Raw genomic sequence first — 16471 nt, 5'->3', positions numbered from 1 at the left:
GAAGCTCACCCCCCTCCCTAGCCCTCCCCCCCAAGGGGGGAGGGAACAAAGCCAAGAACGCCTTCGGCTTCGGAGGGTCCGCATGAACCTCCGCGTGATCGGGTGCAGCTTCCGCACGGCGGCCGTCGAGGTCCGCGAACGGCTCGCGTTCCCGCCGGAGTTGCAGGCCCGCGCCGCGACCGAACTCGCCGCCCGCTTCGCGTGCGAGGCCGCCATCCTGTCCACTTGCAACCGCGTCGAGCTGTTCCTCGCCCGGCCGCTCGGCCCGACGGCCCTCAGCACCGACCTCGCCACCGAGTTCCTCGCGGAAGTCCACCGCCTTTCCCCCGCCCAACTCCAGCCGCACCTGTACTCGCACCTGGACGGCGACGCCGCCCGCCACCTGTTCCGCGTCGCGGCCAGCCTCGACAGCCTTATCGTCGGCGAGGGGCAGATCGCCGGGCAGGTGAAGCAAGCCTTCGACTTCGCGCAGAAGCTCGGCACGACCGGGCCGCTCCTGAACGCGCTGTTCCCGCACGCCCTCCGCACCGCGAAGCGGGTCCGCACCGAGACCGGCATCTCGCTCGGCCACGTCTCCGTGTCCAGCGTCGCCGTCGATTACGTGAAGCAGGTGTTCGACCACTTTCACGACAAGACGGTCCTCGTCATCGGGGCCGGGAAGATGGGCCGGCTGACGCTCAAGCACCTGGAGGAACTGCGGCCCGGCCGCATCCTGGTGACGAACCGCAGCCCGGAGAAGGCGGTCGAGGTGGCGGCCGGGTGCGGCGGCACGCCGATCCCGTGGGACAAGCTCGACGACGCCCTCGGCGAGGCCGACATCGCGCTGTCCACGACCGGCGCGGGCGAGCCGATCGTGACGGCGAAGCGGTTCGCGAAACAGATCGTCCCGAAGCGGCGGCACGGCCGGACGCTGGTAGTACTAGACATCGCCGTGCCGCGGGACTTCGACCCGGCCATCCACGACGGCGACCGCGTGTGCCTGTTCAACATCGACGACCTCACGCGGATTCGCGAGCAGACGATCGCGGCCCGGCAGGCGCACCTCCGCCCGGCCGAGCAGATCGTGGCGCTGGAGGTGCGGAACTTCCTCGACGACTGGCAGCGGCGGAAGAACGGCCCGGTGATTCAGCAACTTCGGAGCGAGGTGGACAAGGTCCGCGACGAGGTGCTGGGGCCGCTGCTGGCGAAGCTGAACGGCAAGCTGACGGACGCGGAGAAGGAGCAAGTCGCCGGCGCGTTCCGGCTGTTCCAGAACAAGCTGCTGCACGGCCCGATTGCGGCGCTGCAGGACGCGAGCAAGGAGGACGGCGACCGCGGCACGCTGATCGAGGCGCTGAAGAAGCTGTTCCGACTGGGGTGAAATCGGGGCGAGTTGTATTGGCCCGCCTCAAAATCCTCTCATTTTCAGTTCGTAGCACATTCTGTCTGACGATAACTGTGAATTAATCGTGTGTCTGTTGCGAACACATCGCAAGGAGCGAATAACGATACGTTCCGTCTCGCGAGTCGCCCCTTCACCGGAGACGTGCGATGCGCCGGGCCTACACCCTTGCCCTCCTTATCAACTTCGGGTTCCTCGGGATCGCGTACCTCGACCGCGCGTTCCGTCAGCGGCCGATCGAGCTGCCGGTGGTCGAGCCGGTCCGCGGGTCGGCCGCCCGCATCGCGGACGCATTCCCCGGCTACCGGTCGCAGATGGGGTTGACGCTCCACGCCCCGCTCGCCGACCTGGCGGCGCTCGCCGAGGCCGCCGTGCCGAAGCGGTTCCAGGGGAACCAGAACCCGCCGGACACGGGCGGCCTGAGCGGCATCCGCGTCGGCTACGACCTGACCCGCGACCCGCTCGCGCTGACCGCCCGGCAGGACGGCGAGACGGCGAAGGTCCGGCTCACGACGCGGCTCAAGGGCCGCGTCCACGTCAGCGCGTTCAAATGGATCATCGTCAAGATTCCGCCGTTCGGCCCCACGATCAAGACGAAGTCGCCGACGCTGTCGGCGACGTTCGCCGTGGACGCGGCGGTGGACGGGTGGATCGCGCCGGGGCTGGACGGGGCGTGGAACTTCACCCACGAGCACGCCCTCGCGGTGACGGTCAACCAGGCGGACACGAAGCTGTTCAGGCTGATCAACCTCTCCTTGAAGAAGGAGTTCCAGTCGGCCGTCAACTCGTTCGCGCCGGCGCTGGTCGCCGGGGTGCTGGCGGACGCGCGGGACAAGCTCAAGGTCCGCGAGCACGTCGGGGCGGCGTGGGCGGCGGCGTTCCAGCCGCAGAAGCTGACCGCGAACCCGGACGGGTACGCCCTGTTCACCCCGGAGAACGTCTACCTCCAGTCGCTGCGGTTCGACCGGCCGGACGCCCTGACGGTGCGGGTGGCGGTGGACGGGGCGGTGCAAACGGCCGTCCTCGCCCGCCCGCCAGAGGCCCGCGCGGCGACCCCGCTGACGCCCCTGGTCGTAAATAAGGACGTTAACCCGCGGTTCCGGGTGCTGCTGCCGGTCGGCGTCGAGTTGGCGGCGGCGAACCCGGCGCTGGCGGCCGCCGTGCGGGGCCGGCGGATCGACCTGGGCGGCGGCGACACGCTTTTGATCCGGGACGCGGCCCTGTTCGCGAAGGGGGAGGCGGTGTACGCCCGGCTGGACGTGCGGGCCGACCGGCGGGCCGGCCGGCCGGTCGTCGGGACGCTGTTCCTGACGTGCGGGCTGGCGGCGGACGAGCGGGGGGTCGTCCGGCTGACGGGCGTGGACTTCGCCGTCGAGACGGACGACCTGCTGACCCGCGCGGCCGCCTGGCTCCGCAAGGACGCCGTCTGCCGGGAGGTCCAGGACCGCGTCCGCCTCGACCTCGGCCCGGCCCTCGCGGCCGCCCGCGCGGACGCGAACCGCCGGTACGGGCAACTGACCGCCGGCCCGAGCGTCAAGCTGTCCGCCCGGTTGGACGACCTGCGGTTCGTCGGCGTCCGGGTCCGGGACGACTTCCTGATCGCCGGGTTCGAGCTAGCGGGCGAGGTGGGCGGCGAGCTGGTGCTCAAGCGGTAATTGCAATCCGGCGGCCGGTCGGATATGTTCGCCTTCACCCCGCGCCACGAGGTCCCGACGATGATGTCACGACGGCTCCGGCTCGCCTGCCTCCCGGCCCTCGGCGTGGCCGTCACCGCCGCCCTGTTGCTCGTGGCGGGCAACAGCCTGCTCGACGCGACCGACAAGCTAACCGGGCCGGACGCCCAACCCGACCAACGGCTCAAGGACCGGTTCGGACAGTTAGTGGCCCGCGCCCCGGCGGAACCGGAAAAGGGGAAGGAGAAGAAGAACCCCGCCGGGCCGCTCATCGGGTCCCAACCGGCGGTCCTGATCGGCAGTCTGAAGGAGGCGACCGAGGCGTTCGACCGACGGGCGATGTACGTCGACGTCCAGGCGCGGTGCCTGTCCCTGTTGCAGGTCTGGACGGTCGCCAACCTGCTCCAGGGCGGGATGGCGGTCGTGGTCCTAGTGTTGGCCGTCCGGGCCGCAACGCGGCACGGCCGCGGGGCCGGCGTCCTACCGTTCGCCCTCCCTGCCCTGATTCTGGTCGCAGCCTTGATGACGGTCCTGCTGCTCGACCGGACCGGGCTGTTCCCACTCACCGGGAAACAGAACGTCGCCACCCTTCTGCAGACCGCCGCCCGGAAGGCGGTCAAGATCGAGGAGGCGGCGTCCTGGCTGACGGGCGTGGGCAACGGGTCCATCATCGCGGTGCTTGTGGCAGTGCCACTGGCCCTCGGCGCGCTGGTCCACTCCTCCACCCGGCCGGCGGAGCGGCTGGAATCCGACGAACACCGAGAGGCGAGTGCCCACCGGGAGGAATGCTTCGGGGAGTTCCAGCGATTGCTGTACTGCACGTCGGGGCTGCTGGTCGCCGGGGCCGTTCAGGTAACCGTCCAGCACCGGCTCCCGGAGTTGCTGTTCGACGACGAGTTCTTGGTCCAACACGTCCACCAGATGGCGTCCGGCGTCGGGCTGCTGATCGGCGGGGTGTTCACCGTCGCGCTGGCGTTCGTGTTCGTGCCGTGCGGCCTGGTCCTCGGCCGTGGCCTGCCGGCGGCCGCGACCGGGGCCGCGACCGGGGCCACGCCGGCGGCCCCGGTCGCCCCGACCTGGCTAAAGGAGTTCCTCGCCGTCATCGCCCCGCTCGTCGCCGTCTTCCCGGTCGGCAAGTTCCTCTGACGGCCGGGCTACCCGACGTGCTTCGCCCGCCCCGGCAGCGGGTACACCTCCAGCATCCCGTAGCTCGTGTCCCGCATCCCGAGGGCGCGGTACGTCTGCTTCGCCCGGTCGTTGTCCGCCTCCACGTACAGCCGCAGGCCGATCACCGCCGGGTCCGCCGCCGCCAGCTGCTCGACGTGCCGGTACAGCGCCCGGAACACCCCGCCGCGGCGGGCGTCCTCCCGGACGTACACGCTCTGGACCCACCAGAACCACCCGTTCCGCCAGTCGCTCCACTCGAACGTCACGAGCGTCTGCCCGACGACCTCGCCGCCCCGCTCGGCCACGGTGTAGAACCCCTTGTGCGGGTCTTCGAGGCCGGCCGTCACGCCGGCCCGCAGCACGGCCATGTCCAGCGCGACGTGTTCCGACTCCCACGCGAGGCGGCGGTTGAACTCCGCGATGACTTCCGCGTCCGCGACCGTGGCCCGGCGAATCGTAAGGTCCGACATCACGCCCCCGCTATAAAGGAACACGCGGGTTCCACGCGCTCCGGGATTCCACACATGGATTTGACGCCGTTCATCCGCGACATCCCCGATTTTCCGAAACCGGGCATCCTCTTCAAGGACATCACGCCGCTGCTCGCGAACGCGACCGCGTTCCAGCACGCCATCGACCTGCTGTCGATCCGGTACGCCGGGAAGCCGATCGACGCGATCGCGGCGGCCGAGGCCCGCGGGTTCCTGTTCGCCGCCCCGCTCGCCTTGAAACTGCACAAGCCGCTCGTGCCGCTGCGGAAGCCGGGGAAGCTGCCGTACCGGACGTACAGCCTGAAGTACGACCTGGAGTACGGCGAGGCCGAACTGCACATGCACATCGACGGCGTCGAGCGCGGCCAGCGGGTGCTGCTGATCGACGACCTGCTCGCGACCGGCGGGACGATGGCCGCCGGCGGCAAGCTGATCGAGCAGGCCGGCGGGGTCGTCGCCGGGTGCGCGTTCCTGGTCGAGCTGGCGTTCCTAAATGGCCGCGAGAAGCTCGCGAATTACGACGTGTTCAGCGTGCTCACCTACTAACGAAGGCCGACCATGAACGAGTACGACGACCGCGACGACCGGGACTACGACGACCGCCCGCGGCGGCCGGGCCGCCGGGACTACGCCCGGTCCCGCGTCGCCTTCCCGGCGATCATCCTGATCGTGTTCGGGACCATCGGCCTGCTGCTCGAGATCACGTCGCTGGTCTACTCGTTCCAGAACCCGACGGCGGCGGCCGACATGTTCCGCGACTGGGTGGAAGGCATGCCGCCGGGGCCGGACAAGGACCGGTGGACCGAGGTGTACAAGGAGTCCGCCGACGACATGCGGATGGACACGCCCATCAACCGCGGGAGTTACATCCTGGGGGCGGTGCTGTCGCTGCTGATGATCGTCGGCGGCGTGGCCATGCGGTCGCTCGGCAGCTACGGCCTCGCCCTGACCGGGGCGATCGCCGGGATCATCCCGCTCGCGGGGTGCTGCTGTTGCGCCACGCCGGTCGGCATCTGGGCGGTGATCGTGCTCGCCAACCCGGACGTGAAGGCGGCGTTCGGCCGCCCGCCGGTGCAAGAGGACTACTGATGCTAAACTTCGACAAGGCGGGCGGGTTGGTATCGGCCATCGCGCAGGACGCGGACACCGGCGAGGTGCTGATGATCGCGTGGATGAACCGCGAGGCGTTCGAGGAGACGGTCCGCACGAAGCGGGCCGTCTACTTCAGCCGCAGCCGGAACAAGCTCTGGCGGAAGGGCGAGGAGAGCGGCAACGTCCAGGAGGTGAAGGGCGTGTTCGTGGACTGCGACGCGGACGCCGTGCTGCTGAAGGTAAAGCAGATCGGCGGGGCGGCGTGCCACGAGGGGTACAAGTCCTGCTTCTTCCGCGAGCTGACCGACGGCGAGTTGCAGGTCGTCGCCGACCCGGTGTTCGACCCGAAGGCGGTGTACGGGAAGTAAGCAGAACCTGACTTCCGAAGTCCGGCTTCGACTTCGGAAGTCGGACCGGCAACGACACCGTGCCATCTCAACGTCCCCGCGCGGGATCGACTTCCGAAGTCGAAGCCGGACTTCGGAAGTCTTGGGTTTTCCCCGCCGTTTCGCGCATTTTTCCCGCCGCGCTCTGGCCGCGCTGGCCCTCGGTTGTACACCAATCTGTCTATCTGCGCGGCGAACCGCGGTTGTAGCAGCATTCCAGGTGGATCATGGCGAAGCAGGTTACGGCTCAGGTGAAGCTCCAGTGCCCCGGCGGGACCGCCACCCCGGCCCCGCCGGTCGGCCCCGCCCTCGGCGCGCACGGCGTCAACATCGGTCAGTTCGTGAAGCAATTCAACGACAAGACGGCCGGGCCGGACACGAAGGGCCTGATGCTGCCGGTCATCATCACCGTCTACTCGGACCGCAGCTTCGAGTTCAAAATCAAGTCGCCGCCGGCCGCCGTCCTCATCAAGCTCGCCGCGAAGATTCCCGCGGGCAAGAAGCAGGGGAAGGAAGTCATCCCGGCGACGGCCAAGAAGCAGGGCAAGTACACCAACCACACGCTGTCCCAGGCGCAGGTCCTGGAGATCGCGAAGAAGAAGCTCAACGACCTGAACGCCCGCGACGTGGACCACGCCGCCCGGATCATCGCCGGCACGGCCCGCAGCATGGGCATCACGGTGACGGCATAGTAGTAGGCACACTCCGTGTGCCGTCTGCTACGGGTCGCAGCGACTTCCGAGAACTCACCGAGACGCCGAACAAACGGCACACGGAGTGTGCCTACTACTATGCGAACCACATCCCCGGACGGACCGGGGATGCTTTTTTGAGTGCGAGAAGGATCATGGCCAAAGAAAACGCCGCTACTCAGGCCGCGGACCAGCCGCAGGCCGAGGCGAAGGCCGGTCCGGTCGCCGACCCGAAGCCGACGGACGCCGCCGCGAAGCCCGCGACGCCGCCGCCCGCTCCGGACGGCACGCCGGCCGCCTCTGCCCCGGCCGCAGGCGATCCGAACCAGCCGAAGAAGAAGAAAGCCGCCGGCGTCTGCCCGCCCCGCGGCAAGAAGCTCAAGAAGGTCATCGCCGCCAACGCGAAGAAGGCGAAGGACGCCGGCGTCATCCCGCTCAAGCAGGCGGTGGCGCTGCTCAAGTCGCTCAAGCGGTCGAAGTTCGACGAGACGGTCGAGATTCACATCAACACCGGCATCGACCCGACGCAGGGCGACCAGATGGTCCGCGGGGCCGTGCCGCTGCCGCACGGGATCGGCAAGGCCGTCCGCGTGGCCGTGTTCGCCCCGGCGGACAAGCAGGCCGCGGCGAAGGCCGCCGGCGCGGACGTGGTCGGCGCGGCCGACCTCGTCGAGAAGGTCCAGAAGGAAAACTTCATGGACTTCGACGTGGCGATCACCACGCAGGACATGATGCCGCAGGTCGCCCGGCTCGGGAAGGTCCTCGGCCCCCGCGGGCTGATGCCGACGCCGAAGGCCGGGACGGTGATTCCCGCGAACGCCGACATCGCCGCGGCGGTGAAGGAGTTCAAGGCGGGTAAGGTCGAGTACCGGTCGGACAAGACGGCCCAGATCCACGCCGGCGTCGGCAAGATGAGCTTCGACGAGACGAAGCTGGTGGAGAACATTAACGTGTTCGTCGAGGCCGTCCGCGCGGCCAAGCCGAACGGGGTGAAGGGGAACTTCATCCAAGGCATCGTGCTGTCCGCGACCATGTGTCCGGGCATCCGGGTCTCGATGTAACCCTGGAGACACCCATGAGCAAGAAGATCAAGGAACTCGAGCTGAACGCGATGCGGGCCGCCTTCAAGGGCGTGACGAGCTACGTCCTCGTCGAGCCGACGAAGGTGGACGCGGCGACCGACTTTGAATTCCGTCGCACGCTCCGGTCCAAGAAGATCGGCGTGAAGATGGTCAAGAACTCCCTGGCGAGCAAGGTGCTGGCCGAGAACGGCGTGGCGGCCGAGGGCTTCACCGGGACGACGCTCCTGTGCTGGGGCGGCGAGAGCGTGAAGGGCCTGGCGACGGCCGTGGACGGGGCGATCAAGGACTCGAAGAAGGACCCGAAGGCCCCGGACAAGTACAAGGTGCGGACGGCCGTGGCCGACGGGCAGGCGGTGACGTTCGAGCTGGCGAAGACGCTGCCGACCCGCCAGGAGGCGATCGGCGACGTGCTCGGCGCGCTCTTGGGCGCGGGGTCGAGCCTGATCTCGGCGATCACCAGCCCCGGCGCGGAACTGGCCAGCATCCTGAAGACCATCGAAGAAAAGGCCCCCGCGGAAGCGGCGGCCCCGGCCGGCGGCGAACCGCCGGCGGCCTGACGTTCTCCGTAGGGTGGGCATTGCCCACCGCGCGCGGTGGGCAATGCCCACCCTACTTCAAACTATTACGCTTCGCCGGGCCGCTTCACCCGGCACTAACTCCGAAAGGACCTTCCCATGAGCGCGGTTGCTGAACTCGGTGACAAGCTGGCGGGGCTGACGATCGCCCAGGCCGTCGAGCTGAAGAACTACCTGAAGGAAAAGTACCAGATCGAGCCGGCGGCCGGCGGCGTGATGATGGCCGGCCCGGCGGCCGGCGGCGGCGGTGCTGCCGCGGCCCCGGCGGCCGAGCCGACGGAGTTCAACGTCGTCCTGGAAGCCGGGTTCGACGCGGCGAAGAAGATCGGCATCATCAAGGTCGTCCGCGAGCTGACCGGCCAGGGCCTGGCGGAAGCGAAGGCGACGGTCGAAGGCGCGCCGAAGAACATCAAGGAAGGCGTGGACAAGAAGACGGCCGAGGACATCAAGAAGAAGCTGGAAGAGGCGGGGGCGAAGGTCGCCGTCAAGCCGGCGTAAGGGGCGATTGACTCGCGCGGGGGCGGGACGCTGAGAGGCGTCCCGCTTTCGTTTCAACCTTCACGCCGTCGGCGGCGGAACGCATCGCAACGGCGAGCGTCACGGCGTGAGCGCGACGTGTTGTCTCGAATCACGCGGCGGCTGGATATCATTTCTTGTAGAACCCAGAGCGGAAGCGACGGGGTGTGGGACCAACTCCCACACCCCGTCGCTTCCGCTCTGGGTTCTACCGTTGCGGTTGGGACGATGTCGTTGTGGGTTCGAGACAACACGTCGCGCTCACGCCGTGACGCTCGCCGTTGCGTGTCCTGGACGCGATTGCGACCTCGACGGCAGAAAGCCACCCCGACCCGCCGCCCGCGAGGTTGGCCTTGCGGTCCCGGCGGCGTTGTCGCACAATCCCGGCTTCCTCTTCCCAAGAACAAGGAGGTTCTGGGCCATGACGACGACCAAATCCCGCACGCCCGCGTCCCCGGCCGCGACCACCATCGACGCGAGCGAAGTCGCGTGGGCGGCCGCCGAGATCGCCACCCTGCTCCGGCGGGCCAACGCCGACACCGTGGTCGGCATGGTGCTGCAACAAACCCTCCGCGAGCTGAACAGCCTCAAGCAGAGCGCCGACGCCAGCGTCGTCGGCCCGTTCCGGCTGAAGGCCGCTTGATATAGCCGCCGGCTTGCCGGCGGGGTTTTGCGACACCCCAAACCCCGCCGGCAAGCCGGCGGCTATATAGTTGCGTCCGGGCGGGTTCGCGGGTACAACGGACGTACCCGCCGGAACCCACTTTCCTCGTTCGGACGCCCCATGAGCATCGGGATCACCCGCCGCGAACTGCTTCAGGTCGGCTACTCCGGGCTGCTCGGCGTCAGCCTCGCCGGCGTCGGCACGGCCTCGGCCGTCCGCAAGCCGAAGTCGGTGTTGATCGTGTTCCTCACGGGGGCGGCCAGCCAGTTCGAGACGTTCGACCCGAAGCCGGACGCGCCGGCCGAAATCCGCGGCGAGTTCGCCAGCGTCGCCACGAAGCTGCCCGGCGTCCGGTTCGGCGAACACCTGCCGAAGCTCGCGAGCCGGGCCGACAAGTTCGCGCTCGTCCGCACGTTCACGCACAAGGACAACAACCACACGGCGGCGACGCACCACGTCATCACCGGGACCGTCCAACCGGGCGTGCGGTTCGACAAGCCGATCTCCCGCGAGGACTGGCCCTGCTACGCCGCCGGGCTGAACTACCTCCGGCCGCGCAGTGACGGCGTCCCGAACGGCGTCAGCCTGCCGTTCTTCCTGTCGGACGGCAACCTGCACTGGCCGGGCCAGCACGCCGGGTTCCTCGGCCCGCGGCACGACCCGTGGCAGCTCAACGCCGACCCGAACAAGCGGGACTTCAAGGTCGATAACCTCCGCATCGCCCCCGGCCTCGACGCGGACGAGTTGAACAACCGGAAGGCGCTGCTCGCGGCGATCAACCAGCAGCAAACGCGGCTCGCGGAATCGGCGGAAGTGAAGAAACTGTCGGACACACAGGACAGCGCGTTCCGGCTGCTCACGTCCGGCCGGGTGGCGAAGGCGTTCGACCTGACGCAGGAGCCGGCCGCGGTCCGCGAGAAGTACGGCCGCCACCTGTTCGGCCAGTCGCTGCTCTTGTCCCGGCGGCTGTTGCAGGCCGGCGTCACGGTCGTGCAGGCGAACATGGGCCGGGTGCAGAACTGGGACTCCCATTCCAACATTTTCGACCGGATGAAAAGAGACCTGCTGCCGCCGCTCGATCGCGCCGTGTCCGCGCTGTACGACGACCTGTCGGAGAGCGGGCTGCTGGACGACGTGTTCGTGATGGTGGTCGGCGAGTTCGGGCGGACGCCGAAGCTGAGCTTCCAGGACCGGAACGCGAAGATCGGCCGCGACCACTGGGCGGCGTGCTTCAGCGGCCTGTTCTTCGGCGGCGGGGTGAAGGCCGGGCAGGTCATCGGCGCGTCCGACGCGCACGGGGCGTACCCGAGCACGACGCCGTTCACGCCGGAGGACATCGGGGCGACGGTGTACCACGCCCTCGGCGTGCCGCCGGACGCGGAGGTCCGCGACCGCGTGGCCCGCCCGGTGCAGCTGAACCGCGGGCGGGTCATGTCGCAACTGTTCGCGTAGCGAACCGGCGAGCGACCGTGGCCCCCGTTCCGGTCGGCCAGCGAATCGCACCGGCCGACCGGCACAGAGCCGCGGTCGCTCGCCAATGAAGATTTCGCAAGTTTATTCCCCACTCCGGCACGGTCGAGACACATTAGTTCCCACGCTTCGCAGGCCGCGGAGCAACAATCAAGTGATAAATGAGAATTGAAAAAGACATTCTAATCTGATTTGGCGCTTGCTTTTGACCGCCTGCGTATTATGGGTTGTTGGTCTGCCCCCCTCGTTTCGCCCGCCCATGCCCCATACTCACGAGATTCTTCTTGCGAAGGGTCAGAGTTGCGGTATATAGTTAACAAACTTTAGTAATGTTTCTTCACAATTCTCGCCCCGTCATCGTCTTTTCTCCTGGAGTTTCGTCATGTTGACCGCTGTTCGGGGGCGAATCGACCGGGCCGCACGGCCGACCGCCTTCACGCTGATCGAGCTGCTCGTCGTGATCGCGATCATCGCGATCCTGATCGGCCTGCTCCTGCCCGCCGTGCAAAAGGTCCGCGAGGCGGCCGCCCGCGCCAAGTGCCAGAACAACTTGAAGCAGATCGGGTTGGCCCTGCACGGCTACCACGACGTGAACAACTTCCTGCCGCCGGGCATGGCGATCGACCGGCCGCCCTACGCCGGGTCCGGGACGCAGTTCGGCGGCGACGGCAGCTGCTGGCTGGTGTTCATCCTGCCCTACGTCGAGCAGGGGCCGCTGTACAGCCGGTTCACGTTCCTCGGCAACTCCGGGTGGAACGACCCGGCGGACGTGGGCAACCCGCTCAGCTCGTCGAACGTGAACACGGCCGCGGCCGAGAACGCCGTCCTGTCCGTGTACCGCTGCCCGTCGGACCCGAAGCAGCCGCTGGTGAACGCCCGCGTCCGGCACAACCTGTCCGGCGACCGGCAGGTCTGCCGGAGCAGCTACATGGGCATCGCCGGGGCGGTGGACGACATCGACGGGACCGGGGCGTTCCGGGAGCGGCGGACCTCGGCCGGGTGGAGCGGGTCGGGCATCGCCAGCGGCGGCGGGATGCTGCCGCCGCGGTTCCAGCGGATCGCCCTGACCGGCGTGTCCGACGGGCTGTCGAACACCGGGTGCGTGACCGAGGACGCCGACTTCCTGTTCGACAACACCGGCGGCGCGAACCCCGGCCGGCAGCGGCCGGACTGGGGCGCGACGGCCGACGGGTTCCTGTCCGGCGGGGCGGCGCAATCGACGCCCGGCACGCCGGACGGCGACGCCCGCGGGTTCAACGTCACCACCGTCCGGTGGCGGATCAACCAGAAGCGGGGGTGGAACCCGGTCGTGTCCCGCACGTCGGCGGCGACGGCGCAGGGCATCTGCTCGAACCTCAACGACCCGGCCCAGTTCGGCGGCGGGGCGGACGACGCCGGGTCGAACACGCCGTTCAACGCCGCCCACACCGGCGGGGTGAACTGCCTGGTCGGCGACGGGTCGGTCCGGTTCCTCCGGGACAGCATCGACCTCGTCACCCTCGCCCGGTTCGCGACCCGCGACGACGGCGGCGTGTTCAGCCTCGATTGACGCCCGATCCCCTTCGCCCGATCCCGCCCCGGCCGTTCGGCCGGGGCGATTTCCCTTACCCACTCACGGCCATGACCCGCACACTCGCAACCTTGACCTGCTTGGCCCTGCTGTCCGCCGCCGGGTGCGGCGGCGGCGACCGGCCGCCGGCCTACGTCTCCGTGACCGGCACGGTGACGCTCGACGGCAAGCCGATGCCGGACGGCCAGATCATGTTCACCACCGACGGCCGCCCGCCGACGATCATGGACATCGTGGACGGCCAGTACAAGGGCCAGGCGATGGTCGGCACCAACAAGATTCAGATCACCCGCATGCGGGACTCGGCCAAGGTGACCGCCCGGTTGCCGGCGGAGGCGCAGACCCGTATCCGGGCGCGGGCGGACAGCCCGGTGGCGCAGGAGGAAACGATCCCGGCGACGTGGAACTCGAAGAGCAACCAGGTCCGCGAGATCGCGGACGGGGCGGAGAACAAGTTCGACTTCGACATCCGGGTGAAGTAACCGGCCCGTCACCCCCGCCGCAGCAGATAGTCGCGGGTGAATGCTTCGCGGTCCTTTCGCACGGCCGGGTCCGGGTCGCCGGCGTCGAGCGTCACGGTCGCCGCCGGGTCGAACGCTTCCGCGAACGCCGCCCGCAACTTCGGGTCGGCCCGCTCCAACGACAACCCGCCGAAATACGTCAGTTGCTTAAGCCGCGGCCACCGCACGAGGCGGGCGAGCGACTCGTTCGCCTGCTCCGGAACGAAGCTGACCGACAGCACCCGGAGGTTCGGGAAGGCGTCGGCCTCCACCATCTCCGCGACGTGGGCCGGGGTCAGCGGGTCGGCCACATCGAGCGTCGTCAGCCGCGGCCACGGCCGACGGCACAGGGCGCGAAACGCGACGGACGACAACACATCGAGCGTGCAAAGGTTGAATGATTCCAGGTTCGACAGCATCGGCGACGCGGCCAACTGCGTCACGCACCGCTCAGTCGGGCCGGCTTGTACCGCGAACATGCCGTTGCGGATGAAGGCGAAGATCGATAATTCCCGCAAGGCTGTGAACCGGGTTTCGGCCGCGAACCCGGTGGTCGCCGACTCGTCCCCGCAGGACAGCCACAGCCGTCGCAGCCGCGGCGCGGCCGGTGACGACGCCACGGCCGCGATCTCGGCCGCGGACACACCCTCCTCCGGTGACACCAGTGACAACCCGTCCAGCGCCGTCAGGTTCGGTGACCACAGGTACGTCGCCACGTTGTTCGCGTCCGTCACTTCCAGTTGAAGCGTCCGCACGTTCCGCAGCGCCGGCGTGTCGTCCGGGGAGAAGTCCGACGCGGTGCGGGTCGTCAGCCGCAGCGACTGCGCCGGCACGACGCCGAGCCAGTCGGTGAGCGTCGGCCCGGTGGCGACGGACTCGCCGCTCAGGTCGAGGGCGTCCACGAACCCGCGGGCGAACCCGGCCGACACGAACGGCCGCAGAGGCCACGGCACGGCCGGGTCGTAGTGCCGCCGGACGGTGTACGTGCCGACCGCCTCGGTCGGGTAGTACGGCCACCCGGCCGGCTTGCCGCCGAGCACCCCCCGCCGCACCCGGCCGAGCAGCGACCGGTCCTCGGCCCGCGGGGCCGGCAGGTCGAGCGCCAGACAAATCGGCCGCCACCACGTCTGCCAGTTTTGGAGGAACAGCTCCGTCGCCCGCTGGTCGAGCGCCCGCCGCCGGCGGTCGAACGCGGGGAGCGCGTCGGCCTCGCACTGGACGCGGATGAACTCGGCCCGCACCGCGTCGGCCGGGCCGCCGGTCTCGTCCAGCCAGTCGGCGTACACGAGGCGGTGAACGTCCGCCGCCGGCTCGGCCAGGATCGCCCGGTGGAATGCGTCGTGGTCCGGCATGAGCACCGCGGCCCGATGAGGGGAATTTGAGAACCGGAAGTTTTCCCTTGCCCGCCGCGGCGGTCGCGGGGTATTCTACTACCGTCGGCTCCATCTCCCCGGTGGCCAACACCTCCCCCGCGACTTCTCCCACATCCATCATCATTCTTTTCCATCAGGTGGCACTATGCCTGGCTCCGGCGTCGCGCGTCGAGGGTTCACCCTCATCGAGTTGTTGGTCGTGATCGCGATCATCGCGATCCTCATCGGGCTGTTGCTCCCGGCCGTCCAGAAGGTCCGCGAGGCCGCGGCCCGCGCGAAGTGCTCGAACAACCTCAAGCAGATGGGGCTGGCCCTGCACAACTACGAGGGCGTGAACAACTACATGCCCCCGGCGCTGGTGAACTCCGGCCGGTGGGGGTGCGGCTCGACGTGCCCGAAGTCGCAGTCGTTCTACCAACAGGACGCGGAGTGGTACGTGTACAACCACAGCGGGTTCGTGTACCTGCTGCCGAACCTGGAGCAGGAGAACCTGTACCGGCAGTACGACTTCACCGTGCCGGGGTCGCTGTCGAACCCGTTCGGGGCGAACGGCGGGCCGAAGGCGGCGCTGCTGACGGCCACGCACCCGAACGCCATCGTGCAGAGCCAGAAGCTGGTCATGTTCACCTGCCCGTCGGACCAGGAGCCGGAGGTCGTCACGACGGCCGCCAACCCGGCCGACTTCTACCAGCGGCCGAACACCGCCCGCGGGAACTACCTGTTCAGCGCCGGCGGGCTGACGGACTACAACGGCCCGCTCGACTGGGGCGTCCCCCAGGCCGGGGCGTTCGGCCACAACACGAAGACGAAGATCGCCGAGATCAAGGACGGGACGAGCAACACGATCGCCATCGGCGAGTCGGTCCAGAAGAAGTCCGGGACGGCCGACGTGTTCGGCCCGTACTGGGGGTCCGGCACGCACACGGCGACGATCGGGTACACGCCCGGCGGGGACGCCCGGTTCAACATCAACGCCCCGTTCGACACGGCCTGCACGCCGAAGGGGCCGCGGTGCGTGTACGCCTGGGTGTTCAGCAGCTACCACACCGGCGGGGCGAACTTCGTCATGTGCGACGGGTCCGTCCGGTTCCTCCGCGACTCCATCACGTACACGACGTTCTTCGGCATGAACACGAAGAACGGCGGCGAGGTCATCTCCGAGAACTAAGCCGGTAGCCGCGGCGGGCCGTCGGCCCCGCCGCCTTCATTCATCCCACAAATAGGAGCGGTTTTTGACATGCGACGTGCGATGGCTCGGACAACGTGTTTCTTCTTGGCCCTGGCCCTGGCCGCGGCGGCCGGGTGCGGCGGGGCGGACAAGCGGCAGAAGGTGATCGTGAAGGGGGCCGTCACCGTGGACGGCAAGCCGACGGGCGGCGTCACCCTCGGGTTCTACTCGCCCGGCGAGAAGGTGGCCGTCGGCAACGTCACGACGCAGGACGACGGCAGCTACGAGGTCATGTTCCTCAGCCACGCCGGCGAGGGGAACTACAAGGTGACGGCGACGAAGATTCAGGGGAAGACCGGCGGCAAGATGCCGACCGCCGGCGAAGGGATGGACTCGTTCCAGATGGGCCTGGCCGCGGGCAGCGGGAACAGCGCGGCCACGAACCTGATCGCCGACCGGTACTCGACGGTCGAGAAGACAGACCTGACCACGGTGCTGCAGTTCGGCCCGAACGACGGGAAGAACTTCAACCTGAAGGCGAAGTAACAAGAATGGCCCGCAACTGACCGGTCATTTATATAGCCGCCGGCTTGCCGGCGGGGGTTTGCGACGCCCCAAACCCCGCCGGCCAGCCGGCGGGGTTGTAGGGGTCGGCTTCCGCTCGCGTGGTC

At 68.7% G+C, this 16471-nt stretch carries 18 protein-coding genes; 16 read left to right on the top strand and 2 right to left on the bottom strand.

What is annotated here, in order from left to right; all coding sequences use genetic code 11:
• Positions 1–82: 82 nt before the first annotated feature.
• From hemA to AC5JJ2_RS24055, 3 genes are all read left to right on the top strand, one after another.
• A complete protein-coding gene (gene hemA, locus AC5JJ2_RS24065; protein WP_495860588.1) occupies positions 83–1360 on the top strand; it encodes a glutamyl-tRNA reductase in 1278 nt (425 codons plus the stop codon).
• Between the two features lie 170 nt (positions 1361–1530).
• Positions 1531–3036, top strand: a complete 1506-nt coding sequence (locus AC5JJ2_RS24060; protein WP_495860587.1) for a DUF4403 family protein — start codon at positions 1531–1533, stop codon at positions 3034–3036.
• A 60-nt stretch (positions 3037–3096) separates the two neighbouring features.
• Positions 3097–4200, top strand: a complete 1104-nt coding sequence (locus AC5JJ2_RS24055) for a hypothetical protein (RefSeq protein ID WP_495860586.1) — start codon at positions 3097–3099, stop codon at positions 4198–4200.
• Between the two features lie 8 nt (positions 4201–4208).
• On the opposite strand, the gene AC5JJ2_RS24050 is transcribed toward AC5JJ2_RS24055, so the two are convergent.
• A complete protein-coding gene (locus tag AC5JJ2_RS24050; protein WP_495860585.1) occupies positions 4209–4691 on the bottom strand; it encodes a GNAT family N-acetyltransferase in 483 nt (160 codons plus the stop codon).
• 54 nt (positions 4692–4745) lie between these two features.
• Here AC5JJ2_RS24050 and AC5JJ2_RS24045 point away from each other — a divergent pair, with 54 nt between their 5' ends.
• From AC5JJ2_RS24045 to AC5JJ2_RS23995, 11 genes are all read left to right on the top strand, one after another.
• Positions 4746–5258, top strand: a complete 513-nt coding sequence (locus AC5JJ2_RS24045) for an adenine phosphoribosyltransferase (protein ID WP_495860584.1) — start codon at positions 4746–4748, stop codon at positions 5256–5258.
• A gap of 12 nt (positions 5259–5270) precedes the next feature.
• Positions 5271–5801, top strand: coding sequence for a hypothetical protein (locus AC5JJ2_RS24040; RefSeq protein ID WP_495860583.1), 531 nt, complete (start codon positions 5271–5273; stop codon positions 5799–5801).
• Complete coding sequence (gene hisI / locus AC5JJ2_RS24035) at positions 5801–6172, top strand: phosphoribosyl-AMP cyclohydrolase (protein ID WP_495860582.1); 372 nt, start codon at positions 5801–5803, stop codon at positions 6170–6172. The genes AC5JJ2_RS24040 and hisI overlap by 1 nt, the downstream gene beginning before the upstream one ends.
• A 245-nt stretch (positions 6173–6417) precedes the next feature.
• Entirely contained in the window at positions 6418–6882 is a 465-nt protein-coding gene (gene rplK, locus AC5JJ2_RS24030; protein ID WP_495860581.1) for a 50S ribosomal protein L11, read from the top strand.
• A gap of 389 nt (positions 6883–7271) precedes the next feature.
• Positions 7272–7943, top strand: coding sequence for a 50S ribosomal protein L1 (gene rplA / locus AC5JJ2_RS24025; protein ID WP_495860589.1), 672 nt, complete (start codon positions 7272–7274; stop codon positions 7941–7943).
• Positions 7944–7957: 14 nt separating this feature from the next.
• Positions 7958–8521, top strand: coding sequence for a 50S ribosomal protein L10 (rplJ, locus tag AC5JJ2_RS24020; protein WP_495860580.1), 564 nt, complete (start codon positions 7958–7960; stop codon positions 8519–8521).
• A gap of 117 nt (positions 8522–8638) precedes the next feature.
• Entirely contained in the window at positions 8639–9037 is a 399-nt protein-coding gene (rplL, locus tag AC5JJ2_RS24015; protein ID WP_495860579.1) for a 50S ribosomal protein L7/L12, read from the top strand.
• Between the two features lie 439 nt (positions 9038–9476).
• Positions 9477–9698: a hypothetical protein gene (locus AC5JJ2_RS24010; protein ID WP_495860578.1), complete on the top strand. Its 222-nt coding sequence runs from the start codon at positions 9477–9479 to the stop codon at positions 9696–9698.
• Positions 9699–9839: 141 nt separating this feature from the next.
• Positions 9840–11171, top strand: a complete 1332-nt coding sequence (locus AC5JJ2_RS24005; protein ID WP_495860577.1) for a DUF1501 domain-containing protein — start codon at positions 9840–9842, stop codon at positions 11169–11171.
• Between the two features lie 400 nt (positions 11172–11571).
• A complete protein-coding gene (locus tag AC5JJ2_RS24000) occupies positions 11572–12738 on the top strand; it encodes a DUF1559 domain-containing protein (RefSeq protein WP_495860576.1) in 1167 nt (388 codons plus the stop codon).
• A gap of 71 nt (positions 12739–12809) precedes the next feature.
• Positions 12810–13241 carry a hypothetical protein gene (locus AC5JJ2_RS23995; RefSeq protein ID WP_495860575.1) on the top strand — a complete coding sequence of 144 codons (432 nt, stop codon included), beginning with the start codon at positions 12810–12812 and terminating at the stop codon, positions 13239–13241.
• Between the two features lie 8 nt (positions 13242–13249).
• Here AC5JJ2_RS23995 and AC5JJ2_RS23990 read toward each other — a convergent pair whose 3' ends face one another.
• Positions 13250–14611, bottom strand: a complete 1362-nt coding sequence (locus AC5JJ2_RS23990) for a TIGR02996 domain-containing protein (RefSeq protein ID WP_495860574.1) — start codon at positions 14609–14611, stop codon at positions 13250–13252.
• A gap of 166 nt (positions 14612–14777) precedes the next feature.
• Here AC5JJ2_RS23990 and AC5JJ2_RS23985 point away from each other — a divergent pair, with 166 nt between their 5' ends.
• Positions 14778–15800, top strand: coding sequence for a DUF1559 domain-containing protein (locus tag AC5JJ2_RS23985; RefSeq protein WP_495860573.1), 1023 nt, complete (start codon positions 14778–14780; stop codon positions 15798–15800).
• 105 nt (positions 15801–15905) lie between these two features.
• The gene (locus AC5JJ2_RS23980) at positions 15906–16346 is read left to right on the top strand and encodes a hypothetical protein (RefSeq protein WP_495860572.1); all 441 of its coding nucleotides are present in this window, start codon (positions 15906–15908) and stop codon (positions 16344–16346) included.
• Positions 16347–16471 lie beyond the last annotated feature (125 nt).

Source organism: Limnoglobus sp. (assembly GCF_059499385.1).
The sequence above is the reverse complement of the archived record's forward strand: the minus strand, read 5'-3'. Positions and strand labels throughout refer to the sequence as shown.

Coding starts and splice junctions, on each gene's coding strand:
- hemA (WP_495860588.1), top strand. CDS start 83: ATGAACCTCCGCGTGATCGGGTGCAGCTTCCGCACGGCGGCCGTCGAG.
- AC5JJ2_RS24060 (WP_495860587.1), top strand. CDS start 1,531: ATGCGCCGGGCCTACACCCTTGCCCTCCTTATCAACTTCGGGTTCCTC.
- AC5JJ2_RS24055 (WP_495860586.1), top strand. CDS start 3,097: ATGATGTCACGACGGCTCCGGCTCGCCTGCCTCCCGGCCCTCGGCGTG.
- AC5JJ2_RS24050 (WP_495860585.1), bottom strand. CDS start 4,691: ATGTCGGACCTTACGATTCGCCGGGCCACGGTCGCGGACGCGGAAGTC.
- AC5JJ2_RS24045 (WP_495860584.1), top strand. CDS start 4,746: ATGGATTTGACGCCGTTCATCCGCGACATCCCCGATTTTCCGAAACCG.
- AC5JJ2_RS24040 (WP_495860583.1), top strand. CDS start 5,271: ATGAACGAGTACGACGACCGCGACGACCGGGACTACGACGACCGCCCG.
- hisI (WP_495860582.1), top strand. CDS start 5,801: ATGCTAAACTTCGACAAGGCGGGCGGGTTGGTATCGGCCATCGCGCAG.
- rplK (WP_495860581.1), top strand. CDS start 6,418: ATGGCGAAGCAGGTTACGGCTCAGGTGAAGCTCCAGTGCCCCGGCGGG.
- rplJ (WP_495860580.1), top strand. CDS start 7,958: ATGAGCAAGAAGATCAAGGAACTCGAGCTGAACGCGATGCGGGCCGCC.
- rplL (WP_495860579.1), top strand. CDS start 8,639: ATGAGCGCGGTTGCTGAACTCGGTGACAAGCTGGCGGGGCTGACGATC.
- AC5JJ2_RS24010 (WP_495860578.1), top strand. CDS start 9,477: ATGACGACGACCAAATCCCGCACGCCCGCGTCCCCGGCCGCGACCACC.
- AC5JJ2_RS24005 (WP_495860577.1), top strand. CDS start 9,840: ATGAGCATCGGGATCACCCGCCGCGAACTGCTTCAGGTCGGCTACTCC.
- AC5JJ2_RS24000 (WP_495860576.1), top strand. CDS start 11,572: ATGTTGACCGCTGTTCGGGGGCGAATCGACCGGGCCGCACGGCCGACC.
- AC5JJ2_RS23995 (WP_495860575.1), top strand. CDS start 12,810: ATGACCCGCACACTCGCAACCTTGACCTGCTTGGCCCTGCTGTCCGCC.
- AC5JJ2_RS23990 (WP_495860574.1), bottom strand. CDS start 14,611: ATGCCGGACCACGACGCATTCCACCGGGCGATCCTGGCCGAGCCGGCG.
- AC5JJ2_RS23985 (WP_495860573.1), top strand. CDS start 14,778: ATGCCTGGCTCCGGCGTCGCGCGTCGAGGGTTCACCCTCATCGAGTTG.